This window comes from Variovorax sp. PDC80, assembly GCF_900115375.1.
GTDB lineage: Bacteria > Pseudomonadota > Gammaproteobacteria > Burkholderiales > Burkholderiaceae_C > Variovorax.
In genome coordinates, this window is record NZ_FOWG01000002.1 from 637,183 (window position 1) to 660,234 (window position 23,052).

Annotated in this window: 18 protein-coding genes and 1 pseudogene; all 19 read right to left on the reverse strand. The window is 67.1% G+C overall.

What is annotated here, in order from left to right; genetic code table 11:
* Positions 1–939 (reverse strand): glutathione S-transferase family protein, encoded by a 939-nt coding sequence (locus BM109_RS08520; RefSeq protein ID WP_093342070.1) that lies wholly within the window; start codon positions 937–939, stop codon positions 1–3.
* Positions 940–975: 36 nt separating this feature from the next.
* Positions 976–2,625, reverse strand: coding sequence for an isovaleryl-CoA dehydrogenase (locus BM109_RS08525; protein WP_093342072.1), 1,650 nt, complete (start codon positions 2,623–2,625; stop codon positions 976–978).
* Positions 2,626–2,650: 25 nt separating this feature from the next.
* Positions 2,651–3,667, reverse strand: a complete 1,017-nt coding sequence (locus tag BM109_RS08530) for an NADP-dependent oxidoreductase (RefSeq protein WP_093342073.1) — start codon at positions 3,665–3,667, stop codon at positions 2,651–2,653.
* 92 nt (positions 3,668–3,759) lie between these two features.
* A complete protein-coding gene (locus BM109_RS08535; RefSeq protein WP_093342075.1) occupies positions 3,760–4,221 on the reverse strand; it encodes a PaaI family thioesterase in 462 nt (153 codons plus the stop codon).
* A gap of 4 nt (positions 4,222–4,225) precedes the next feature.
* Positions 4,226–5,023 carry an SDR family oxidoreductase gene (locus tag BM109_RS08540; RefSeq protein ID WP_093342076.1) on the reverse strand — a complete coding sequence of 266 codons (798 nt, stop codon included), beginning with the start codon at positions 5,021–5,023 and terminating at the stop codon, positions 4,226–4,228.
* 37 nt (positions 5,024–5,060) lie between these two features.
* Positions 5,061–5,363: a Dabb family protein gene (locus BM109_RS08545; RefSeq protein ID WP_093342078.1), complete on the reverse strand. Its 303-nt coding sequence runs from the start codon at positions 5,361–5,363 to the stop codon at positions 5,061–5,063.
* A gap of 11 nt (positions 5,364–5,374) precedes the next feature.
* Positions 5,375–5,608 carry a hypothetical protein gene (locus BM109_RS08550; RefSeq protein ID WP_093342080.1) on the reverse strand — a complete coding sequence of 78 codons (234 nt, stop codon included), beginning with the start codon at positions 5,606–5,608 and terminating at the stop codon, positions 5,375–5,377.
* Positions 5,608–7,461, reverse strand: a complete 1,854-nt coding sequence (locus BM109_RS08555) for an acyl-CoA dehydrogenase (RefSeq protein WP_093342081.1) — start codon at positions 7,459–7,461, stop codon at positions 5,608–5,610. The genes BM109_RS08550 and BM109_RS08555 overlap by 1 nt, the downstream gene beginning before the upstream one ends.
* A 175-nt stretch (positions 7,462–7,636) precedes the next feature.
* Positions 7,637–8,812, reverse strand: coding sequence for an acetyl-CoA C-acyltransferase (locus tag BM109_RS08560; RefSeq protein WP_093342083.1), 1,176 nt, complete (start codon positions 8,810–8,812; stop codon positions 7,637–7,639).
* A 37-nt stretch (positions 8,813–8,849) separates the two neighbouring features.
* Positions 8,850–10,346 (reverse strand): annotated as a pseudogene (locus BM109_RS08565) (M20 family peptidase); the annotation flags it as partial.
* Between the two features lies 1 nt (position 10,347).
* Complete coding sequence (locus BM109_RS08570; RefSeq protein ID WP_093342086.1) at positions 10,348–12,450, reverse strand: 3-hydroxyacyl-CoA dehydrogenase NAD-binding domain-containing protein; 2,103 nt, start codon at positions 12,448–12,450, stop codon at positions 10,348–10,350.
* A 187-nt stretch (positions 12,451–12,637) separates the two neighbouring features.
* Positions 12,638–13,333, reverse strand: coding sequence for an ABC transporter ATP-binding protein (locus BM109_RS08575; RefSeq protein WP_093342087.1), 696 nt, complete (start codon positions 13,331–13,333; stop codon positions 12,638–12,640).
* Between the two features lies 1 nt (position 13,334).
* Positions 13,335–14,111 carry an ABC transporter ATP-binding protein gene (locus tag BM109_RS08580; protein WP_093342089.1) on the reverse strand — a complete coding sequence of 259 codons (777 nt, stop codon included), beginning with the start codon at positions 14,109–14,111 and terminating at the stop codon, positions 13,335–13,337.
* Between the two features lie 3 nt (positions 14,112–14,114).
* A complete protein-coding gene (locus tag BM109_RS08585; RefSeq protein ID WP_093342090.1) occupies positions 14,115–15,425 on the reverse strand; it encodes a branched-chain amino acid ABC transporter permease in 1,311 nt (436 codons plus the stop codon).
* A 4-nt stretch (positions 15,426–15,429) separates the two neighbouring features.
* Positions 15,430–16,383 carry a branched-chain amino acid ABC transporter permease gene (locus BM109_RS08590; protein ID WP_093342092.1) on the reverse strand — a complete coding sequence of 318 codons (954 nt, stop codon included), beginning with the start codon at positions 16,381–16,383 and terminating at the stop codon, positions 15,430–15,432.
* A gap of 78 nt (positions 16,384–16,461) precedes the next feature.
* Positions 16,462–17,694, reverse strand: coding sequence for a branched-chain amino acid ABC transporter substrate-binding protein (locus BM109_RS08595; protein ID WP_093342094.1), 1,233 nt, complete (start codon positions 17,692–17,694; stop codon positions 16,462–16,464).
* 201 nt (positions 17,695–17,895) lie between these two features.
* On the reverse strand, positions 17,896–19,125 hold the full coding sequence (locus tag BM109_RS08600; protein ID WP_093342095.1) for a branched-chain amino acid ABC transporter substrate-binding protein: 1,230 nt from the start codon (positions 19,123–19,125) through the stop codon (positions 17,896–17,898).
* A gap of 149 nt (positions 19,126–19,274) precedes the next feature.
* On the reverse strand, positions 19,275–20,903 hold the full coding sequence (locus tag BM109_RS08605; RefSeq protein ID WP_093342097.1) for a 3-(methylthio)propionyl-CoA ligase: 1,629 nt from the start codon (positions 20,901–20,903) through the stop codon (positions 19,275–19,277).
* Between the two features lie 235 nt (positions 20,904–21,138).
* On the reverse strand, positions 21,139–22,881 hold the full coding sequence (locus tag BM109_RS08610; protein ID WP_256222435.1) for a carboxylesterase/lipase family protein: 1,743 nt from the start codon (positions 22,879–22,881) through the stop codon (positions 21,139–21,141).
* Positions 22,882–23,052 lie beyond the last annotated feature (171 nt).

Below are 23,052 nucleotides of genomic sequence, written 5' to 3' on the forward strand. Positions count from 1 at the left end.
TCAGGCCTCGGCCTTCTTCAGCACATAGCCGATGCGCGGAAAGTGCACATGCACCCGTCCCGTGCGCTCGCCGTTGCGCTCCAGCGTGTAGTGGGTGCGCGTGGCCGCCACCAGGGTGCCCGGCGTTTCCTCGAGCCCGAAGCTCTCGGCGCGCAGGGTGACGGCGCTGCCCAGCGGGATGCCGTGGTCGTCCTGGAAGGTGCTGTCGGTCAGCAGCGAATGCGGGGTCGCGGCCTTGGCCACGGCGATGGCTTCGTCGGCGCCGAACTTGTCGGGCGTGCCGTGGCCGATGGCCGCCATGCGGTTCATCCAGTCGACCACCGCGGGCGTGAGGTCGAGGATGCCCTTCACCGCCTCGATGCGGCGCGTGTACCACAGCGGGTGGTAGGCCGCGAAGTCGGCGATGCTGGGCACCTCGCCGAGCAGGAAGGGCTTGTCGTCGAGCATGTCGGACAGCCGGCGCAGGTAGGACTTGTAGGCGCTGGTGGCATCGCCCGGGCGCAGCCGCGTCATGTTGCCGGCGCTCATCTTCGCGCGGTCCTCGCCGAAGGCCTTGGCGGCCTCGGGCGGCGCCTTGGCGAACACCTCGGCCGCGCCCTTGGGCTGCAGGTTCCAGGCCATCGCGGCCCAGAACAGGGTGGTGTCGGCCCACTGCGCGAGGATGCGCGACATGCCCTTCTCGGGCTCGGGGTACAGCGTGGGCGCGGGCTGCAGGTGCTCGAGCACGTCGGCGATCAGCGCGCTGTCGCAGTAGATGTCGGCACCGATCTGCAGGAACGGCGTCTTGCGGTAGCCGCCCGTGAGCACCTCCACGTCGGGCTTGGGCATGATCGGCGGGATGAAGACCGACTTCCACGGCAGCTGCTTGGCGCCGAGGATCAGGCGCACCTTCTCCGAGAAGGGCGAGGTCGCGTAGTGGTGCAGGATCAGATCGGCCATCGTGGTTTTTCCTTGTGAGAGGGAGACAGTGTTCTTCTAGACCGGCTGCGCGCGCCGCACGATCGCATCGAAATCGGTGCCGGCGCCCAGCGTGCCGAAGGCATGGCCCCAGTCGCCGCCGAGGCGCGAGGCGCAGAACGCGCCCACCACCGCCGGCGGCGCGGTCTGCGCGAGCAGCGAAGCCTGCACGGCCAGCGCCACGTCCTGTGCCAGACGACGCGCCTCGACCTCGGAGGCCATCGCCTCGATGCGCGCGGGCAGCGCGTCGGCCAGGCGGTCGAGCGCCGCATGCTGGCCGCGCGCGGGCGCCAGTTCGTGCGCCAGCGCCGCCACCGCGTCGCCCTTGCGCAGGCCGCGCAGCAGGTCGAGCGCCATGATGTTGCCCGCGCCCTCCCAGATCGAGTTGAGCGGCATCTCGCGGTAGACGCGCGCCATCACGCCCTCGCCGCCCTCCTCCACGTAGCCGTTGCCGCCCAGGCATTCCATCGCCTCCTGGCCCAGCAGGCTGCCGCGCTTGCAGATCCAGAACTTGGCGACCGGCGTCAACAGCCGCGCCATCAGGCGCTCGTGCTCGTCGGCGGGCCGGTCGAAGGCGCGCGCCAGGCGGATCGCGAGCGCGGTGGCGGCCTCGCTCTCGAGCGCCATGTCGGCCAGCACGTTCTGCATCAGCGGCTGCGCGATCAGCGGCTTGCCGAAGGCGCTGCGCTGCGCCGTGTGGTTGAGCGCGAGCGCGAGGGCCTGGCGCATCAAGCCGCTGGTGCCGAGCGCGCAGTCCAGCCGCGTCATCGTGCCCATCTCGAGGATTTGCGGAATGCCGCGGCCCTCCTCGCCCACCAGCCAGGCGCTGGCGCCGTGGAACTCGACCTCGGAACTGGCGTTGGCCTTGTTGCCGAGCTTGTCCTTCAGGCGCTGGATGCGGATCGCGTTGCGCGTGCCGTCGGGCAGCACGCGCGGCAGGAAGAAGCAGCTGAGCCCGGCCGGCGCCTGCGCCAGCACCAGGAAGGCATCGCACATCGGGGCCGAGAAGAACCACTTGTGGCCCGTGATCTCGTAGCGCTCGCCCCAGCCATCGCTGTCCGCGCGCACGGCCTTCGTGGTGTTGGCCCGCACGTCGGAGCCGCCCTGCTTCTCGGTCATGCCCATGCCCATGGTCACGCCGGCCTTGTCGGCCACCGGCTTGAGCGCCGGGTCGTACACGAGGCTGCCGAGCTTCGCGCCCCAGTCGGCATGCACGGCCGCGTTGTCGCGCAGCGCGGGCGTGGCCGCGTAGGTCATCGAGATCGGGCACAGCATCGAGGGCTCGAGCTCGGTGAAGAGCATGAAACCCGCGGCGCGCAGCACATGGGGCGACGCCGCCGCGCCGGGCTCGGCGCGCCACGGCGTGCCGTGCAGGCCCGCGCCCACCGCCGCGGTCATCAGCAGGTTGTAGCTCGGATGGAACTCGACCTCGTCGATGCGCCGCCCGAAGCGGTCGTGCGTGTGCAGCTCGGGCGTGTGCACGTTGGCCAGCCGCGCATGCGTCTGCATGTCGGCCGAACCCAGCGTTTCGCCCAGTTGCCGCAGCGACTCCGTCGGCAGTTGCGGCGCATTGAAATTCAACGCATCGCGCAGGGGCCGGTTGGTGTCGAAGAGGTTGTAGCCGGCCAGTGGCGCCGGCTGGTTGAATACCTCGTGGGTCGCGTCCATGGCCGGCTCCTTCGCGTTTGGGGCCTCAGATCAGCTTGACCAGCTGCTTGCCGAAGTTGCGGCCCTTGAGCAGGCCCAGGAAGGCCTCGGGCGCGGCCTCGATGCCCTGCGCGATCGACTCGCGCGGCTTGAGCTTGCCGCTGCCCACCAGCGCGCCGAGCTCGGCCAGCGCCTCGGGCCACACCTCCATGTGCTCGCTGACGATGAAGCCCTCGACCTTGAGCCGGTTGATCAGGATCAGCGCGGGGTTCGCGAGCGGCAGCGGCTGGCCGTCGTAGCCCGCGATCATTCCGCACAGCGCCACGCGCGCGAAGGCGTTGGTGCGCAGCAGCACGGCGTCGAAGATGTAGCCGCCGACGTTCTCGAAGTAGCCGTCGATGCCGTTCGGGCAGGCTTCCTTGAGCGCAGCGCTCATGGTCTTGACGTCGGGATGCTGGCGGTAGTCGATGCAGGCGTCGAAGCCCAGTTCGTCGGTCACGTACTTGCACTTGTCCGGGCCGCCCGCGATGCCCACCACGCGGCAGCCGCGCGCCTTGGCCAGCGCACCGAAGGCACTGCCCACGGCACCGCTGGCGGCCGTGATGACCACGGTCTCGCCGGCCTTGGGCGCGATGATCTTGACCAGGCCGTACCAGGCGGTCACGCCCGGCATGCCGACCGCGCCCAGGTAGTGCGACAGCGGCACGTGGGTGGTGTCCACCTTCTTGAGCGCGCCGGGCTGCGAGGCATCGACCACGCTGTACTCCTGCCAGCCGCCGAAGCCCACCACCTTGTCGCCCACGGCGTACTTCGGATGCTTGCTCTCGACCACCTCGCCCACGGTGCCGCCCTGCATCACCTGGCCCAGCGGCTGCGGCTGGGCGTAGCTCTTGGCGTCGTTCATACGCCCGCGCATGTAGGGGTCGAGGCTCATGTAGTGGTGGCGCACCAGCACCTGGTTGTCCTGGAGCGCCGGGGTTTGCGCGGTCACGAGCCTGAAGTTGCTCGCGACGGCTTCGCCCTCGGGGCGGTTGTCGAGGATCTGCTGCTTGTTGGTCGGCATGGTCGTGTCTCCTGGAAACTGGATGGCGGCGCGCGAGGCGCCTTGGGACTGCGGCGGCGGAACGGGGTCCACCGCCCCTGGACTGTTCGCGGTCAGTCGGTCGACGGCGGGCGCATCGCGTTGGCGCTCGCCGGGCCGGTCGGCAACCGGCGCTTCACGTACTTGAAGGTGCCGGTGGCATGGGCGCACACGCGCTCCTGCTCGTCGTAGATCTTGGCCTCGGTGAAGGCCAGCGTGGCGGTGCGGTGGATCAGCGTGCCACGCGCGTGCAGCGGGCCGACCGAGGGCTGCATGAAGCTGGTCTTCATCTCGATCGTGACCACGCCGGTCTCGGGCGTCACGCTGCGCGCGGCCGCGGCCATCGTGATGTCGAGCAAGGTCATGCAGGCGCCGCCGTGCGTCACGTCGAAGGTGTTGAGATGCTCCGGCTTGGCCGTGTAGCGGATCTCGGATTCGCCGTTCTCGAACTTCACGAGCTCGAAGCCCAGGTGGCGCGCGAACGGGATCTGGCTCGTGTACGAGCGGATGTTGATGTCGTCGGAGTCTTGGGTCATTGCTTCAGGCCGCGCCCAGGACCACGCTCACGCCGCCGTCGACCGCCAGCCACTGGCCGGTGATGTGCTTGCCGGCATCGCTCGCGTACAGCAGCGTCAGGCCCTTGAGGTCTTCGTCGTCGCCCAGGCGGCCCAGCGGCGCCTGCGCGGCCATCTTCTCCTCGCCCAGCGACTTGATCAGGCCGGCCGCCATCTTGGTCATGAAGAAGCCCGGGCAGATCGCGTTGACGGTGATGTTGTACTTGCCCCATTCGGCCGCCAGCGTGCGCGTGAAGCCGATCACCGCGGTCTTGGAGGTGTTGTAGGCCAGGGTCTGCATCTCGGGCGGGTTCCCGTTGAGGCCCGCGATCGAGGCGATGTTGATGATGCGGCCGCTCTTCTTCGGGATCATGTACTGGTTGGCCACGTGCTGCGACAGGATGAAATAGCCGCGCACGTTGAGGTTCATCACCTTGTCCCAGGCCTCGACCGGGTGGCTCTCGGCCGGCGAACCCCAGCTCGCGCCGGCGTTGTTCACGAGGATGTCGATCGCGCCCAGGCGCTGCAGGGTTTCCTCGGCCAGGCGGCGGGTGTCCTCTTCCTTCGCGCAGTCGGCGGCGATCCAGCGCGCATCGATGCCGGCGGCCTGCAGCTCGGCCGCGGCCTGCTCGAGGTCGTCGGCCTTGCGCGAGCTCAGCATGATCTTCGCGCCGGCCTCGCCGAGCGCGTGGGCCATCTGCAGGCCCAGGCCGCGCGAGCCGCCGGTGATGAGCGCGGTCTTGCCGCGGAGGTCGAACAGTTGCTGGGTGGTGCGTGCGGTCATGGGAATGTCTCCGGGTGTCGGTGATGTTCGGGGGGCGTCAGAGCTCATAGTCCATGCACTGGCGCGCTTCGCGCACGGCGCCGATGAAGGGCTTGAGCGCGACGTGCTGCGGATGCTCGGCATAGGCCGCGAGCGCGGCGGCGTCGGTGAATTCCGAGTTGAGGATCAGGTCGTAGGTGGCTTCCAGGCCCGGCTGGGCCAGCGCGACCTCGAAGCGCACGGTGCCCGGCGACAGCGTCGCGCAGGCCTCGAGCAGCGCCTTGGCCTTGGCGAGGTTGGCGGCCTTGTCGGCGCCTTCGGCGTGCGCCTTGAACTTCCACATCACGATGTGCCTGAGCATGGCCTCGCTCCTTACTTGTCGTTCATGCGCGAGCGCACGTAGATCAGCACGAAGCCCACGGCGGTCGCGATGCCGCCGGGCACGGCCATGGCCCAGCCGGTGGCCGGCTCGGTGCGGCCGGTGGCGATGCCGAGGATGACGAGGAACAGGCCGCCGTAGATCAGGATCCAGATCCACTTCTCGAGCGTGGCATGCGGTTTCGGTGGCTTGGCGGGTGTGGGAGGGGTCATGGCAATGGCGGGCATCAGAATGCCTCTTCGGGCAAGGCGGTACAGGTCGGATCGCGGCTCTCGACCACGTTGAGCCAGGCGCCGTTCTTGGGCAGCTCGTAGTGGAAGAAATAGCGCGCGGCCGCCATCTTGCCAGCAGTCGCGGGCGCGGCCTGCGCCGGGTCGAGTTCGAGCGCGCGCTGCGCCACGTCGAGCCACAGCCAGGCCAGCACCGTGTGGCCGAAGGCCTGCATGTACGGCACCGCGTTCACCAGCGCCTCGGCCGGGTCGCCGGTGGACCAGGCGGCCTCGGTGGCGCTGCCCACGCGTTGCAGCGCCTCGCCCAGCGCCTTGGCATGGGCGGCCAGCGCGGGTGCCTTGGCGGCGCGGCCGATGGTCTCGGTGATGCGGCCCGCCAGCAGCTGCAGGCCGCGGCCCTTCTCCATCAGCACCTTGCGGCCCAGCAGGTCGGCCGCCTGGATGCCGTGCGTGCCCTCGTGGATCATGTTGAGGCGGTTGTCGCGCCAGTACTGTTCGACCGGGAAGTCGCGCGTGTAGCCGTAGCCACCATGGACCTGGATCGCGAGCGAGTTGGCCTCGAGGCACCATTCGCTGGGCCAGCTCTTGGCGATCGGGGTCAGCACTTCGAGCAGCAGCCGCGCCTCGTCGGCGGCCTGCTCGTTGCCGGTCTTCTGCTCGTCGACCAGCCGCGCGCAGTAGAGCTCGAGCGCCAGCGCGCCCTCGCAATAGGCCTTCTGCGCCAGCAGCATGCGGCGCACGTCGGCGTGCTCGATGATGCGCACCTGCGGGCCGGCCGAGTCCTTGACCACCTTGGCCTCGCCGCCCTCGGGCTTCTTCACGAGGCGGCCCTGCGGCCGGCTCTTCGCGTAGTCGAGCGAGGCGTAATAACCGGCCATGCCGAGCATGGTGGCGGCGGTGCCGACGCCGATGCGCGCCTCGTTCATCATGTGGAACATGCAGTGCAGGCCCTTGCCGGGCGCGCCGACCAGGTAGCCCACCGCGCCGGCCTTGCCGCCGACCGGGTACTTGCCCTCGCCGAAGTTCAGCAGCGTGTTGGTGGTGCCGCGCCAACCCAGCTTGTGGTTGAGGCCCGCGAGCGCCACGTCGTTGCGCTCGCCCGTCAGTTCGCCTTGCGTGTTCACCATGCGCTTGGGCACGATGAACAGCGAGATGCCGCGCGTGCCCGGCACCAGCTTGCCGTTCTCGTCGGGGATCTTGGCGAGCACGATGTGCACGATGTTCTCGGTCAGCTCGTGGTCGCCCGAGGAGATCCACATCTTGTTGCCCGTGAGCCGGTAGCGCGGGCCCAGCGGATCGTCCTGGAAGCCCTCGCCATCGGGCACCGCGCGCGTGGCCACGTCGCTCAGCGAGGAGCCGGCCTGCGGCTCCGACAGGCACATGGTGCCGGCCCAGCGGCCGGAGAACTCGTTCTTGGCGAACACCTCCTTCTGCATGTCGGTGCCATGCACCATCAGCAGATTGGCGTTGCCGCTGGTCAGCATGTTCGAGCCGATGCTCACCGAGGCCATCGCGAAGAAGCTGTTGGCCGCGGCCTGCACCGTGTAGGGCAGCTGCATGCCGCCGATGTCGTAGTCCTGCGCCGCGCTCATCATTCCCGATTCGACGAAAGCCTTGTGCGCGTCGTGCGTGGCCTGCGGCAGGATCACCTTCTCGCCGTCGAAGTGCGGCTCCTGCGTGTCGACGGTGCGGTTGAACGGCGCGTACTTCTCGCGCGCGATGCGCTCGCAGGTGTCGAGCACCGCGTCGAAGGTCTCGCGCGAGTGGTCGGCGAAGCGTTCGCGCGAGGCCAGCGTTTCGGCATGCAGCCAGTCGTAGAGCAGGAAATCGAGGGTGGGACGCAGGCTCATGGTGTGTTCCAGGAAAGCGGGATCGGGATCGGACAGCGAACGCGGAAGGCGCGGAAGGCCAAGAAAAAGTCGCAGAGAAAAACCAATGAAAATTCTGGTTTCTCTTCTGCGACTTCTGCGTAACCTTCGCGACTTCTGCGTCCGGAAGTCCGAATTCAGCGGTTCAGGACGAAGCTCAGATCACCTCGAACACGCCCGCGGCACCCATGCCGCCGCCGATGCACATCGTGACCACGACCTTCTTCGCGCCGCGGCGCTTGCCTTCGATCAGCGCATGGCCCGTGAGGCGCTGGCCGCTCACGCCGTAGGGGTGGCCCACGGCGATGGCGCCGCCGTCCACGTTGAGGCGGTCGGCCGGGATGCCGAGCTTGTCGCGGCAGTAGATCACCTGCACCGCGAAGGCTTCGTTGAGTTCCCACAGGTCGATGTCGTTGACCGTCAGGCCCAGGCGCTTGAGCACCTTGGGGATCGCGAAGACGGGGCCGATGCCCATCTCGTCGGGCTCGCAGCCCGCCACCGCGAAGCCCAGGAAGCGGCCCAGCGGCTTCAGGCCCTTGCGCTCGGCGTACTTCTCGTCGACCACCACGCAGGCGCCGCCGCCGTCCGAGAACTGGCTGGCATTGCCGGCCGAGATCAGGCCGCCCGGAATGGCCGAGCGGATGCCGCTGATGCCTTCCTTGGTGGTGCCGGGGCGGATGCCTTCGTCGTTCTCGATCGTGACTTCCTTGGTGCGCAGGCCCATCACGGGATCGGCCACGCCGGCCAGCACGGTGATCGGCGCGATCTCGTCCTTGAAGCGGCCGGCTTCCAGCGCGGCGGTGGCCTTCTGCTGGCTCGCGGCGCCGTACTCGTCCATGGCATCGCGGCCGATGTTGTAGCGCTTGGCGACCTGCTCGGCCGTCTGCAGCATGTTCCAGTAGATCTCGGGCTTGTGCTTCACCAGCCAGGGGTCGGCCAGCATGTGCTTGTTGGCTTCGTTCTGCACGCACGAGATGCTCTCGACGCCGCCGGCCACGTAGACGTCGCCCTCGCCCGCGATGACGCGCTGGGCGGCGGTGGCGATGGTCTGCAGGCCCGAGGAGCAGAAGCGGTTGATGGTCATGCCCGAGGTGGTGATCGGGCAGCCGGCGCGCAGCGCGATCTGGCGCGCGATGTTCGAGCCGGTCGCGCCTTCGGGCGTGGCGCAACCCATGATCACGTCGTCGACCTCGGCGGCCTCGATGCCGGCGCGGGCGATCGCATGCTGCACCGCATGGCCGCCGAGCGTGGCGCCGTGCGTCATGTTGAAAGCACCCTTCCAGCTCTTGGCGAGCGGCGTGCGGGCGGTGGAAACGATGACGGCGCTGGTCATGGTGAGGTCCTTTTCGAAGATGGAAGGGGAAGCCGGTTTACTGGGGCTGCGCAGCCGAGGTGTTGCGCAGGAGCTGGTGATAGAAGCCGATCATCTCGCCGTAGTTCGAGATCGCGAGGCGTTCGTTGGTGCCGTGGAAGCGCGCGAGGTCCTCGTTCTTCATGCGGAACGGCGAGAAGCGGAACACCGCGTCGCTCACGATCGAGAAGTGGCGCGAATCGGTGGCCGCCGTCATGAGGCCCGGCGCCACGATGGCGTCGGGGAAGGACTGCCGCACCGCCTGCTCGATCGCGCGGTAGCCCGTGCTGTCGGTCGGCGAGACCGGCGAGGCCTCGGAGTTGCCGGGGTAGCGCTTGATCTTGATCTCGTCGTTGCCGAGCTGCTTGCGCAGGTGGGCCTCGACGCTGTCGATGGTGTCGCCGGGCAGCACGCGGAAGTTGACGGCGGCCTCGGCGCGGCCGGGCAGCACGTTGTCCTTGTTGCCGGCGCGCACGATGGTCAGCGCGGTGGTGGTGCGCAGCATCGCGTTGCTGCTCGGGCTCTTCTGCAGCTGGCCTTCGACCAGCGGCGCCGTGAGCCAGAGGTTCGACAGCATCACGCGATTGATGCCGCTCATCTCGGGCGCGAGCGTGCCGAACATCTGGCCCGCCACGCCCTGGATGCCACCGGGCATCGGGTGGGCCTCGAGCCGCGCGAGCGCGGCGCTCATGCTACCGATCGCGCTATGCGCGGGCGGCATCGACGAGTGGCCGGGCGCCGTGTCGAGCGAGAGGAAGAAGGTGGCGTAGCCCTTCTCGGCCAGGCCGATCAGCGCCGCCGGCTTGCTCAGGCCCGGCAGCACGCCGTCGAGCACCAGCAGGCCCTCGTCGAGCACCCAGTCGAGCTTCACGCCGCGCGACTTGAGCAGCTCGGCGATCGGCAGCGCGCCGCGCAGGCCGCTGACCTCCTCGTCGTCGCCCATCACGAGGTAGACGGTCTGCTTCGGCTGGAAGCCGCTGGCGATCAGCAGCTCGATGGCCTCCATCTGCGCGAACAGGTTGCCCTTGTTGTCGAGCGTGCCGCGGCCCCAGACGAAGCCGTCCTTGATCTCGCCGCCGAAGGGGTCGACGCTCCAGGCCTTCTCGGTGCCGGGAGCGATCGGCACCATGTCCTGGTGCGCCATCAGCGCGATGGGTTTGGCCGCGGCATCGCTGCCGGTCCAGGTGTAGAGCAGCGCCTTCTGGCCCACCACTTCCTTCTTGAGGGTGGCGTGGACCTTGGGAAAGTTCTGCGCGAGGTAGGCGTGCAGCTTGTCGAACTCGGCCAGGTTGGCGGCCGGGTCGTCGAGGCTGGACACCGTGCGAATGGGGATCGCGCCCGCGAGCCGCTTGGCGGCGGCCTGCAGGTCGATGTCGAGCTTGGGCGCGGGCGCCACCGCGAGCTGGCGCGAAGGCGTGGTCCAGGTCTTGACCGCCACGACCGCCGCCAGCGCGACGAGCGCCAGCAGCAGTCCCAGGAGGATGCGTTTCAACATGGGCGGTCGCGGTCCCGGACGATCAGCCGAAGGACTTGCCTTCGGCCACCAGCTTCTGGATCAGCGCCGCGGGCTGCCAGAACTCGGCGTCGTCGCGCGGGTTCTTCGCGAAGCGCTTCATGGTCTCGGCCACGTTGTACAGGCCGACCTGCGAGGCGTAGTGCATCGGACCGCCGCGCCAGATCGGGAAACCGTAGCCCGTGAGGTAGACCATGTCGATGTCGCCCGACTTCGAGGCGATGCCGTCCTCGAGGATGTGCGCGCCTTCGTTGACCAGCGCATAGACCAGGCGCTGCACGATTTCCTCGTCGGAGATCTTGCGCGGCGTGATGCCCAGTTCCTTGCGGTGGTCCTCGATCATCTTGTTGACGAGTTCCGAGGGGATCGCGTCGCGCTTGCCGGCCTGGTAGTCGTACCACCCTGCCCCGGTCTTCTGGCCGAAGCGGCCCAGTTCGCAGAGCTTGTCGGCCGTGCGGCTGTACTTCATGTCGGCGCGCTCGACGGCGCGGCGCTTGCGGATCGCCCAGCCGATGTCGTTGCCGGCCAGGTCGCCCATGCGGAACGGGCCCATCGCGAAGCCGAACTTCTCGATCGCCTTGTCGACCTGCTGCGGCGTCGCGCCCTCGTCGAGCAGGAAGCCGGCCTGGCGGCTGTACTGCTCGATCATGCGGTTGCCGATGAAGCCGTCGCACACGCCCGAGACCACCGAGGTCTTCTTGATCTTCTTGCCGATGGCCATCACCGTGGCGAGCACGTCCTTGGCGGTCTGCTTGCCGCGCACCACCTCGAGCAGCTTCATCACGTTGGCCGGGCTGAAGAAGTGCATGCCGACCACGTCCTGCGGACGCTCGGTGAACGATGCGATCTTGTCGACGTCGAGCGTCGAGGTGTTCGAGGCCAGGATCGCGCCCTTCTTGGCGACGCGGTCGAGTTCCTTGAAGACCTTCTCCTTGACGCCGATCTCCTCGAACACCGCTTCGATGATCAGGTCGGCGTCCTTCAGGTCGTCGTAGCTCAGCGTGGTGCTCAGCAGCGCCATGCGCTGCTCGTACTTGTCCTGCTTGAGCTTGCCCTTCTTGACCTGGGCCTCGTAGTTCTTCTTGATGGTGGCGATGCCGCGGTCGAGCGCTTCCTGCTTCATCTCGAGGATCTTCACGGGGATGCCCGCGTTGAGGAAGTTCATCGAGATGCCGCCGCCCATGGTGCCGGCGCCGATCACGCCGACCGTCTTGATCTCGCGCTTGGGCGTGTCCTCGGGCACGTCGGGAATCTTCGAGGCGGCGCGCTCGGCCATGAACAGGTGGCGCAGCGACAGCGACTCGGGCGTGAACATCAGCGCGGTGAACAGGCGACGTTCCTCGGCCATGCCCTCGTCGAACTTGAGCTTGGTGGCTGCCTGCACGGCATCGATGCACTTGAGCGGCGCCGGGTAGTTCTTCGACATGCCGCCGACCATGTTCTTGGTGAACTGGAAGTAGGCATCGCCCTGCGGATGGCGGCACGGCAGGCTGCGCACCAGCGGCAGGTCGCCGCCCTTGGCCGCGACCGACTTCGCGAACTCGACGGCTTCGTCGAACACGGTCTCGGGCGAGGCGGCGAGCTTGTCGAACAGCTTCTGGCCCGGCAGGCTGGCGAGCACTTCGGACTTCACGGCCTCGCCGCTCACGATCATGTTGAGGGCGGTTTCCACGCCCAGCACGCGCGGCAGGCGCTGCGTGCCGCCGGCGCCGGGCAGCAGGCCCAGCTTGACTTCGGGCAGCGCGACGTTGGTGCCCGGGGCCGCGACGCGGTAGTGGCAGCCGAGCGCGAGCTCGAGGCCGCCGCCCATGCACACCGAGTGGATGGCCGCGACGATGGGCTTGGTGGCGGCTTCGAGCGCGAGGATCACGCTCAGCAGGTTGGGCTCCTGCAGCGCCTTGGGCGTGCCGAACTCCTTGATGTCGGCGCCGCCCGAGAACGCCTTGCCGGCGCCGGTGATGACGATGGCCTTGACGGCATCGTCGGCATGGGCCTTCGACAGGCCGTCGGTGATGCCGATGCGGGTCGAGAAACCGAGACCGTTGACCGGGGGATTGGTCAGGGTGATCACGGCGACATCGCCGAGCACTTTGTATTCAGCCGTCATGCTGCGTTCCTTGGTGTGTGAAGAGAAAAAAGAAAAAGCACGAGTGTTCTTTTTCCGGGGATTTTAGGCCTTTGGCGCGGCGCAACAATGGCACGCAGTCGCTGGAGGGACAAGGAGCAAAGGCGGACGCCGGACGCCCAGGACTTCGCGCCCTTCGCCTCCGGCCATCCGCCTTCCACAGCCTACCTCAGACCTCGAGCCATTCCTTGCGCGTCGCGCCGTCGGCGCGCAGGCTGGCGGGCGTGCCGTCGAACACGATGCTGCCGTGGCCCATGACGAGCGCGCGGTCGGAGATGGCCATCGCGATGGTGAGCTTCTGCTCGATCAGCAGCACCGAGATGCCCTTGTCCTTGAGCGTGCGCAGGTACTGTCCCACCAGCTCGACGATCTTCGGCGCCAGGCCCTCGGTGGGCTCGTCGATGATGATCAGGTCGGGGTCGCCCATCAGCGTGCGGCACAGCGTGAGCATCTGCTGCTCGCCGCCCGAGAGCACGCCGGCCTCGGTGTGCTGGCGCTCCTTGAGGCGCGGGAACATGCCGTACATGTCGTCGAACTGCCAGCGGCTGCCCTTGCCCGAGCCCTTCTGCCCCAAGAGCAGGTTCTGGTGCACCGTGAGCTTGGGGAAGATGTCGCGGTTCTCGGGCACGTAGCCGATGCCCAGGTGGGCGATCTCGTAGGCCTTGCGGCGCAGGATGTCCTGCTCCTTCCAGCGCAGCGTGCCCTCGGCATGCACCAGGCCCATGATGGCCTTGGCGGTGGTCGAGCGGCCCGAGCCGTTGCGGCCCAGCAGCGCGACGATCTCGCCGGGCTGCACGTCGAAGGAAACGCCATGCAGCACATGGCTCTTGCCGTAGTAGGCGTGGATGTCGTGAAGCTTCAGCATGTCAGTGTCCCGCCCCTTGCGCGTCCGCCACCGACGAACCCAGGTACGCCTCCTGCACGCGCGCATTGGCGCGCACCTCCGCGGGCGTGTCGAAGGCGATCACCTCGCCATACACCACCACCGCGATCTTGTCGGCCAGGCCGAACACCACGCCCATGTCGTGCTCCACCGTGAGCAGGGTCTTGCCGGTGGTCACGTGCTTGATCAGCGCGATGAAGTGCGAGGTCTCGGTCTTGCTCATGCCGGCCGTGGGTTCGTCCAGCAGGATCACGTTGGCGCCGCCGGCGATGGTCACGCCGATCTCGAGCGCGCGCTGCTCGGCATAGGTGAGGTTCACCGCATGCACGTCGCGCTTGCGTTCCAGGCCGATCTGGCGGATCAGTTCCTCGGTGCGCGCATTGGCGTCGTCGAGGTTCGAGAGGAAGCGCAGGAAGGTGTACTTGTAGCCGAGGCTCCAGAGCACGCCGCAGCGCAGGTTCTCGAACACGCTGAGCTTGGGGAAGATGTTCGTGATCTGGAAGCTGCGCGAGAGGCCCAGCCGGTTGATCTCGTAGGGCTTCTTGCCGTCGATGCGTTGCCCGTTGAGCAGCACCTCGCCGCTGGTGGGCGCGAGCCGCCCGCTGATCAGGTTGAATAGCGTGGACTTGCCCGCGCCGTTCGGCCCGATGACGGCCACGCGCTCGCCGGCCTTCACCGCGAGGTCCACGCCGCGAATGATCTCGGTCTTGCCGAAGTTCTTTCGCAGCGCCTTGAGTTCCAGTGCGTATTCAGCGCTCATGTGTTACGCCGCCTCCCGACGCTTGATTTCCGTTTCGATCTCTTCCTGGGCCTGGCCCCAGACCCGCACGAAGCGGCGCCGCGCGACCTCGAGCGCGCCCAGGCCGATGGCCAGGATCGCGACCGCGCCGAGCCAGCTGCCCATGCCCGCGGTGTCGAGCGAGACGCCGAAGAAGTTCAGCCGCGAGCCCATCGCCGCGTTGAGCTGGATGTGGTAGATCATCTCGATCAGCGCGGCCGCGCCGATCACCACCGGCACCAGTGCCGCGGCGAGCGCGAGGTAGAGCCACCAGAAGCGGTCGAACTTGCCGAACTTGGCCACGCGCAGGTTCATCATGATCAGGCTCGCGATGCCGCCCGGGGCGAACATCACCATGAACACGAACACCAGCCCGAAGTACAGCTGCCAGGCCTTCGAGAGCTCCGACAGCAGGATCGAGGCGAACACCAGCAGCACGGCGCCGATCATCGGGCCGAAGAAGAACACCGCGCCGCCGAGGAAGGTGAACAGCAGGTAGCCGCCCGAGCGCACCGCGTTGAGGCTGTCGGCCGCGTTCACGATCTCGAAGTTGATCGAGGCCAGGCCGCCTCCGATGCCGGCGAAGAAGCCCGCGATGATGAACGCGAAGTAGCGCACGCGCTGCGTGTTGTAGCCGATGAATTCCACGCGCTCGGGGTTGTCGCGCACCGCGTTGAGCATGCGGCCCAGCGGCGTGCCGGTGAAGGCGAACATCAGCGCGGTGCACACGAAGCAGTAGAACGCGATCAGGTAGTAGACCTGGATCTGCGGCCCGAAGGTCATGCCGAGGAAGGGCGTGCCGTAGACGCGGTCGGTGGTGATGCCGCCCTCGCCGCCGAAGAAGCTCGGGAACATCAGCGCCATGGCGGCCACCAGTTCGCCGATGCCCAGCGTGATCATCGCGAAGGTGGTGCCCGACTTCTTCGTGGTGACGAAGCCGAGCAGGATCGCGAAGAACATGCCCGCGAGCCCGCCCACGAGCGGGATCAGCACCAGCGGCACCGGCAACGAGCCCTTGCTCGCGAGGTTCATCGTGTGGATCGCGATGAACGAGCCCAGCCCGACGTAGACGGCATGGCCGAAGCTCAGCATGCCGCCCTGCCCCAGCAGGATGTTGTAGCTCAGGCAGATGACGATGAGGTAGCCCATCTGCGAGAGCATGGTCAGCGCCAGGCTGCTCTTGAACAGGTGCGGCGCGACGATCAGGGCGATGGCGAACAGCGCCCAGATCAGGTAGCGGCCGATGTTCCAGGGCTTGAAGCGGTAGTAGCGCGAAGCTTGCGTGGTCGATGTCATGGCGTCAGTCCTCCCGGGTGCCCAGCAGACCCTTGGGCCTGAAGATCAGGATGAGGACCAGGAACAGGTACGGCAGGATCGGTGCGACCTGCGAGATGGTGAGCTTGAGCAGCTCGTAGCCGAAGGTCTGGTCGTTGACCGCCATGCCCAGCGCCTGCAGTCCGCCGGCCAGCGACTGGTCCATGGCGACCGCGAAGGTCTGGATCACGCCGATCAGCAGCGAGGCCAGGAAGGCCCCGGCCAGCGAGCCCATGCCGCCGACCACCACCACCACGAAGATGATGGAGCCGACCGAGCCCGCCATCGCGGGCTCGGTGACGTAGGTGTTGCCGCCGACCACGCCCGCGAGGCCCGCGAGCGCGGCGCCGCCGCCGAACACCAGCATGAACACGCGCGGCACGTTGTGGCCCAGCGCCTCGACCATGTCGGGGTGCTTGAGCGCGGCCTGGATCACGAGGCCGATGCGCGTGCGCGTGAGCAGCAGCCACACCGACACCAGCATCAGCACCGCCACCAGCATGATGAAGGAGCGCGACTTGGGGAACTGGGTGCCGTAGAGCGTGAACAGCGGGCCCTGGAGCTGCGCCGGCAGGCCGTAGGGCACGGTCGAGCGGCCCCACACCAGCTGCACCAGCTCGAGGATCAGGTAGGAAAGACCGAAGGTCACGAGCAGCTCGGGCACGTGGCCGAACTTGTGCACGCGCCGCAGGCAGTAGCGCTCGAAGCCGGCGCCCAGGGCGCCCACCAGCAGCGGCGCAAGGAACAGCGCCGGCCAGAAGCCGACGATGTTCGACAGCGTGTAGGCGATGTACGCGCCCAGCATGTAGAAGCTGGCGTGCGCGAAGTTGAGCACGCCCATCATGCTGAAGATCAGCGTGAGGCCGGAGCTCAGCATGAACAACAGCAGGCCGTAGCTCACGCCGTTGAGCAGCGAGATGACGAAGAATTCGACGTTCATCGGTCTTTCGGATCACATGAAAAAGAAAAAGGCCCGAGTGTTGAAGTCGGGCCTCGACCGTTCAGGGGCGTCCCGCGTTCAGGAGGGCCGCTTCATCTGGCACGTGGTGGGCGTGCTCGCCACGTAGGCTTCGTAGTACTTGACCGGGGCCAGCGTGTAGCCGGTGTTCTCCGGGCTGTACGGGTTCTTGGCGTCGGCCTTCTGCCAGCGCGTGATCCACAGGCCCTGCTGCAGCTGGTGGTCGGCCTTGCGCATCTCGACGTCGCCGTTGAAGCTCTTGAACTTCATGCCCTCGAGCGTGGCGGCCACCTTCACCGGCTCGGTCGACTTGGCGCGCACGAAGGCTTCGCTGAGCATCGCGTAGACCGTGTAGACGTCGGTGGTGTAGAGGTCGTCGTTGAAGCGCTTCTTGAACTCGCCCATCAGCGGCTGGACCGGGCCCGGCGCGTTGTAGTGGCTGTAGCCGACCTGGTAGACCTTGCCGTCCGAGGCCGCGCCCATGGCGGTCGGCGTGCCGTTGGTGACGGCGTAGTAGGTGTAGAACTTGACGTTGAGGCCGGCATCGTTGGCCGCCTTGATCAACAGCGCGAGGTCGGAGCCCCAGTTGCCGGTGATCACCGAGTCGGCGCCCGAGGCCTTGATCTTGGCGATGTAGGGCGCGAAGTCGCGCACCTGGGCCAGCGGATGCAGGTCGTCGCCGACGACTTCGACGTCGGGGCGCTTGGTCTTGAGGTTTTCCTTCGCGAACTTCGAGACCTGCTGGCCGTGCGAGTAGTTCTGGTTGATCAGGTAGACCTTCTTGATCTCGGGCTGGTCCTTCATGAAGGTGGTCAGCGCTTCCATCTTCATCGAGGTGTCGGCATCGAGGCGGAAGTGCCAGTAGCTGCACTTGCTGTTGGTCAGGTCGGGATCGACGGCCGCGTAGTTGACGTAGAGCACTTCCTTGCCCGGGTTGCGGGCGTTGTGCTTCTCGAGCGCGTCGATGATGGCCAGAGCCGGGCCCGAGCCGTTGCCCTGCACCACGTAGCGCGCGCCCTGGTCCATGGCCGAGCGCAGCGCGGCGGTGGTTTCCTGGGGGCTGAGCTTGTTGTCGATGCCGATGATCTCGAACTTCACGCCGGCCACGTTCTTCTTGTTGAATTCTTCGGCCAGGAACTGGAAGGTCTTGAGCTGGTTGGTGCCGACCGCGGCCATCAGGCCCGACAGCGGGTCGAGCCATGCGATCTTGACGGTTTCACCCTTCTGGGCCAGGGCGCCGGCGGCGCTGGCGGCAAGGATGGCTGCGGTAGCGATTTTCAGAGCGAACTTCACGATCTATATCTCCTGGTCAAACCGATTCAAAAAACCTTGCACGAGCGTACAAGCCTTCGCAGCCCCTCCCCTCAGGGAATGCCCGTAAGGGAGATGCCGCGAGGCCCGTTTCTATCGCGCAGGCGACAGCGCATTTCTCCAATTTCTACCCACCGGTAGGCTGTTGCTACCGACGGGTAGGAAATGCGCGCACGAATAGCCTCAGGGGCGCTTCATCTGGCAGGTCGTCGGGGTGCTCGCCACGTACGACTCGTAATACTTCACGGGAACATTGGTGTAGCCGGTGTTCTCGGCGTCATAGGGGTACTTGGCGCTGGCCTTCTCCCAGCGCGAGATGTACAGGCCCTGCTGCAACTGGTGGTCGGTCTTGCGCATCTCGACCTCGCCGTTGAAGCTCTTGATCTTCATGCCCTCGAGCGCGGCCGCGACCTTGACCGGGTCGGTCGACTTGGTCTGCGCGAAAGCGGCGTCGAGCAGCGCGAACACGTGGTAGATCGACGCCTGCGTGAGGTCGTCGTTCATCTTCTTCTTGTAGCCGCCGAGCAGGCGCTGGATGTCGCCGCCCATGTTGTAGTGGGCATAGGCCACCGTGTAGACCTTGCCGTCGGAGGTGGCGCCCATGGCGGTGGGCGTGCCGGCGCCGGGCGCGTAGTAGGTCAGGAACTTGACGTTGAGGCCCGAGTCGTTGGCCGCCTTGATCAGCAGCGACAGGTCGGAACCCCAGTTGCCGGTGATCACGGTGTCGGCACCCGAGGCCTTGATCTTGGCGATGTAGGGCGCGAAGTCGCGCACCTGGGCCAGCGGATGCAGGTCGTCGCCCACGATCTGGATGTCGGGGCGCTTGGTCTTGAGGTTTTCCTTGGCGTACTTGCTGACCTGCACGCCGTGCGCGTAGTTCTGGCCGAGGATGTAGACCTTCTTGATGTCCGTCTGGTCCTTCATCCAGGTGGTCAGCGCCTCCATCTTCATCGAGGTGTCGGCGTCCACGCGGAAGTGCCAGTAGCTGCACTTGCTGTTGGTCAGGTCGGGGTCGACCGCCGCGTAGTTCATGAAGAGCAGTTCCTTGCCCGGATTGCGCGCGTTGTTCTTCTCGACGGCATCGATGATGGCGAGCGCCGGGCCCGAGCCGTTGCCCTGCATGATGTAGCGCGCGCCCTGGTCCTGCGCCGAGCGCAGCGCGGCGGTGGTCTCCTGCGGGCTGAGCTTGTTGTCGATGCCGATGATCTCGAACTTCACGCCCGAGGCGTTCTTCTTGTTGAACTCCTCCGCCAGGAACTGCGTGGTCTTGAGCTGGTTCGTGCCCACCGCGGCCATCAGGCCCGAGAGCGGATCGAGCCAGGCGATCTTGACGGTCTCGCCCTTCTGGGCGAAGGACGCGCCGGCACCGGCCAGCAGGGCGCACACGGCGATGGACTTGAGGGCAAAACGCATGAAGAGTCTCCAGGTTGAAGGGCTGCCCGATTGGCTGCATCCGCAGCGTACAAGCGCACTTTTTTCGTCCGCACAGGGATTGCCCGCAAGCCGGGCCGCGGAGGTGGCCGTGCTATCGCCTAGGCGACACGGCCACCGCCCCACCCGCTTTACAGGCCGGGCAGCTTGTAGTCCTTGAGCTGCTCGCGCAGCCGGGTCTTGAGGATCTTTCCGGTGGCGCCCAGCGGAATCGCCTCGACGAAGACCACGTCGTCGGGGATCTGCCACTTGGCGGTCTTGCCTTCGTAGAACTTCAGCAGTTCCTCGCGCGTGACCTCGGCACCGGGCTTCTTCACCACCGCGACGATCGGGCGCTCGTCCCACTTGGGGTGGTAGACGCCGATGCAGGCCGCCATGGCGATGGCCGGATGCGAGACCGCGATGTTCTCGATGTCGATCGAGCTGATCCATTCGCCGCCGGACTTGATCACGTCCTTGCTGCGGTCGGTGATCTGCAGGTAGCCGTCGGCATCGATGGTGGCGACGTCGCCGGTGGGGAACCAGCCGTCGATCAGCGGATCGCCGCCCTCGCCCTTGAAGTACTCCTTGACGATCCACGGCCCCTTGACCAGCAGGTCGCCGTAGGCCTTGCCGTCCCAGGGCAGCTCGTTGTTCTCGCCGTCGACGATCTTCATGTCGACGCCGAAGATCGCGCGGCCCTGCTTGAGGCGCACCGCGAGCTGCTCCTCGGGCGACTGCTTCAGGTGCTTGTTCTTGAGCGTGCACAGCGTGCCCAGCGGGCTCATCTCGGTCATGCCCCAGGCATGCAGCACCTCGACGTCGTACAGGTCCTGGAAGGCCTTGATCATGGCCGGCGGGCAGGCGGAGCCGCCGATCACGGTGCGGTTCAGGGCGCTGAACTTCAGGCCGTTGGTCTGCATGTGGCCCAGCATCATCTGCCACACGGTGGGCACGCCGGCCGCGAAGGTCACGCCCTCGCCTTCGATCAGGTCGTAGACCGACTTGCCGTCGAGCGCCGGGCCCGGGAACACCAGCTTGCAGCCGACCAGCGCGGCCGAGTACGGAATGCCCCAGGCGTTGACGTGGAACATCGGCACCACGGGCAGCACCGAGTCGCGCGCCGAGATGCGCATCACGTCGGGCAGCGCCGCCGCATAGGCATGCAGCATGGTCGAGCGGTGGCTGTAGAGCGCGGCCTTGGGGTTGCCCGTGGTGCCGCTCGTGTAGCACATGCTCGAGGCCGAGTTCTCGTCGAACACCGGCCATTGGTAGTCGGTGGACTGGCCGCCGACCCAGTCCTCGTAGCTCACGAGGTTGGGGATGCCGCTGTCGACCGGCAGCTTGTCGGGCCCGCACAGCGCGACCCACTTGCGGATGGTCGGGCACTTGGCATGCACGGCCTGCACCAGCGGCAGGAAGGTGAGGTCGAAGCACAGGATCTGGTCTTCGGCGTGGTTGGCGATCCACGCGATCTGGTCGGGATGCAGGCGCGGGTTGATGGTGTGCAGCACGCGGCCGCTGCCGCTGACGCCGTAGTAGAGCTCCAGGTGGCGGTAGCCGTTCCAGGCCAGGGTCGCGATGCGGTCGCTGAACAGCAGTTGCTCGCCGTCCAGCGCATTGGCCACCTGCCGGGAACGCGATGCGATGTCGCTCCAGGTACAGCGGTGGATGTCGCCCTCGACCCGCCGCGAGACGATCTCGCCGTCACCGTTGTGGCGCTCGACGAACTCGATCAGCGACGAGATCAAAAGCGGTCGGTCTTGCATCAAACCCAGCATCTACAGGCTCCTTCTTTCAACAAAATTCAGCGGTTTCAAAGATTACGGCGATTCACGCAATTTATGTGCGTTCGCACAATGACAGAAACCCGCAGTCTGCGAGGACCGATCTGTCGTCCGGATGACAGCTGGCGTCCGCCGGAGCATGCAGACGCCTCGCCCCTCGCGCGACCTTCGCCACCACCGCGACGGCCATGGCCGTCGCGGTGGCGTGCCTTGCCGGTGCGCGCAGTGCTCAAGGCGCGCTGTTCTGCAGCTGGGTCTTGCTGGCGTCGAGCACGATCTTGCGTGGCCAGTTGGGCCAGGTCACGCCCAGGCCCGCATGGTTCGGATCGCCGGTGCGCGCGAACGCGGACAGGCTGCCGACCATCGCGTCCGACAGCGCCTCGCGGCCCGGCCGGTTCGCCTCGCCATAGGCAAAGGAGAAGATGTTGGTGCCGAAGTTGTGGAACATGAACACCGTGTCGAGGCCGTGCGTCGCGCCGTAGACGGTATTGAACGGCGCCACCTGCTGGCTCCAGTCGAAGCGGTAGTACCAGGTCTTAGTCGGCAGGTACTTGGCGACCGAGTCGATCTGCGGCGGCAAGGCGCTGAGGAAGACCACGTTGGTCGCGAAATCCGAGGCGGCCTTCCAGCCGGTCAGCGGCTTACCTACCGGCAGGTAGGGTGCGTTGATCAGGTCGGCCTCGGTGAGCGTGGTCGGTACGTCGGGGTTGAAGTTGTACTGCAGCCCGAAGCGTTCGTAGTCGGTGGGCTTGAAGCCCCGCCCCAGTCCCGTGAAGGTACCAAAGGTGTTACCGAACAGCGTGCCCTCGTCGCGCGTGTTGCCGATCAGCATCGGCACCTTGTTGAAGCGGCCGGCGGCCACCTCGGCGGCCGAGTTCACGGGCAGGATGGTGCCGTCCTCGATCGGCGCGGGCGCGTTGCCCAACAGCGGGTTCGCGAGCACGATGGTCAGCAGCTTGTCGGCCGACAGGCCGCGCAGGTAGGTCGCGATCTGCGCATTGGTCTGCGAGGCGATCCAGGCATCGGCCGCAACGGGGTCGGCGGCCTTTCCGTCGGCGATCGCGATCGCGTTGAGCAGCTTCTTCGAATAGGTCTGCGCGGTGGCGCGCGGCGAGAACGCGATCCCGCCGCTCAACGGCACCGCCTTGTGCAGCAGGCCGGTCGACGCCGGCGAGACCACCAGGCCCCAGGTGTTGACCGCGCCCGCCGACTGCCCCATCACCGTCACGTTGCCCGCATCGCCGCCGAAGGCGCCGATGTTGGCCTGGATGAACTTCAGCGCCTGCATCTGGTCGAGCAGCGCGAAGTTGCCCGAGTCGTTCTTCGCCTCGCCGGTCTTGAGTTGCGGCAGGTCGAGCCAACCCAGCACGCCCAGCCGGTAGTTGATCGTCACGACGACGGCATTGCCGCGCTTGGCGAGCTGGGCGCCGTCGTAGCCGGGATCGGCCGTGTAACCCGAAATATTGCTGCCGCCGTAGATGTACACGATCACGGGCAGCTTGGCGGCGTCGCCGCTCGGGCGCCAGATGTTGAGCGTGAGGCAGTCCTCGACACCCACCGGCTTGTCGAAACCTTCGCGATTGCCCAGGCCGAAGGGTGCGTCGTCCGGTGCCGGGCTGAAGTAGCGCCCGCCTTGGGCACAGCTGCGGCCGAACTTGGCGGCGGAGCGCACGCCCTCCCAGGCCTTGGGATCGGCCGGCGGCGCCCAGCGCAGCGCGCCGACGGGGGCCTGGGCGAACGGAACGCCCTTCCACGACAAGGTGCCGGTGCCGGCGCTGTCGTCCACGCCCTCGATCTTGCCGGCGGTGGTCTGGCGCACCATCGGGCCGTCCGCGGCCGGTGGCGGCGCGGGCGGCGGCGGGGGTGGCGGTGCCACCGGGAAGAATCCGCTCGACCCCGAGCCGCCGCCGCCGCAGGCCACGAGGGCCATACTGGCGGCCGCGATCGCGGCCATGGCGATGGCCGAAGCCACCCTTGTCTTCTGTCCTGCCGCACCCTGGCTTTTTCGTGCCGTTGCCATTTCTTGCATGTGTTTGTCTCCACACCGGGTTAATCGGAATTCCTGCATCGGTGCCCCGCGGCCATACTCCGGCCCGCCGAACCCGAAAAAAATTCTAGGAACGGGTGCCGTTTCCACCGCTAT

Coding starts and splice junctions, on each gene's coding strand:
- BM109_RS08570 (WP_093342086.1), bottom strand. CDS start 12,450: ATGACGGCTGAATACAAAGTGCTCGGCGATGTCGCCGTGATCACCCTG.
- BM109_RS08545 (WP_093342078.1), bottom strand. CDS start 5,363: ATGCTCAGGCACATCGTGATGTGGAAGTTCAAGGCGCACGCCGAAGGC.
- BM109_RS08525 (WP_093342072.1), bottom strand. CDS start 2,625: ATGGACGCGACCCACGAGGTATTCAACCAGCCGGCGCCACTGGCCGGC.
- BM109_RS08530 (WP_093342073.1), bottom strand. CDS start 3,667: ATGCCGACCAACAAGCAGCAGATCCTCGACAACCGCCCCGAGGGCGAA.
- BM109_RS08540 (WP_093342076.1), bottom strand. CDS start 5,023: ATGACCGCACGCACCACCCAGCAACTGTTCGACCTCCGCGGCAAGACC.
- BM109_RS08575 (WP_093342087.1), bottom strand. CDS start 13,333: ATGCTGAAGCTTCACGACATCCACGCCTACTACGGCAAGAGCCATGTG.
- BM109_RS08555 (WP_093342081.1), bottom strand. CDS start 7,461: ATGAGCCTGCGTCCCACCCTCGATTTCCTGCTCTACGACTGGCTGCAT.
- BM109_RS08585 (WP_093342090.1), bottom strand. CDS start 15,425: ATGACATCGACCACGCAAGCTTCGCGCTACTACCGCTTCAAGCCCTGG.
- BM109_RS08560 (WP_093342083.1), bottom strand. CDS start 8,812: ATGACCAGCGCCGTCATCGTTTCCACCGCCCGCACGCCGCTCGCCAAG.
- BM109_RS08590 (WP_093342092.1), bottom strand. CDS start 16,383: ATGAACGTCGAATTCTTCGTCATCTCGCTGCTCAACGGCGTGAGCTAC.
- BM109_RS08535 (WP_093342075.1), bottom strand. CDS start 4,221: ATGACCCAAGACTCCGACGACATCAACATCCGCTCGTACACGAGCCAG.
- BM109_RS08520 (WP_093342070.1), bottom strand. CDS start 939: ATGGCCGATCTGATCCTGCACCACTACGCGACCTCGCCCTTCTCGGAG.
- BM109_RS08605 (WP_093342097.1), bottom strand. CDS start 20,903: ATGCTGGGTTTGATGCAAGACCGACCGCTTTTGATCTCGTCGCTGATC.
- BM109_RS08580 (WP_093342089.1), bottom strand. CDS start 14,111: ATGAGCGCTGAATACGCACTGGAACTCAAGGCGCTGCGAAAGAACTTC.
- BM109_RS08550 (WP_093342080.1), bottom strand. CDS start 5,608: ATGCCCGCCATTGCCATGACCCCTCCCACACCCGCCAAGCCACCGAAA.
- BM109_RS08600 (WP_093342095.1), bottom strand. CDS start 19,125: ATGCGTTTTGCCCTCAAGTCCATCGCCGTGTGCGCCCTGCTGGCCGGT.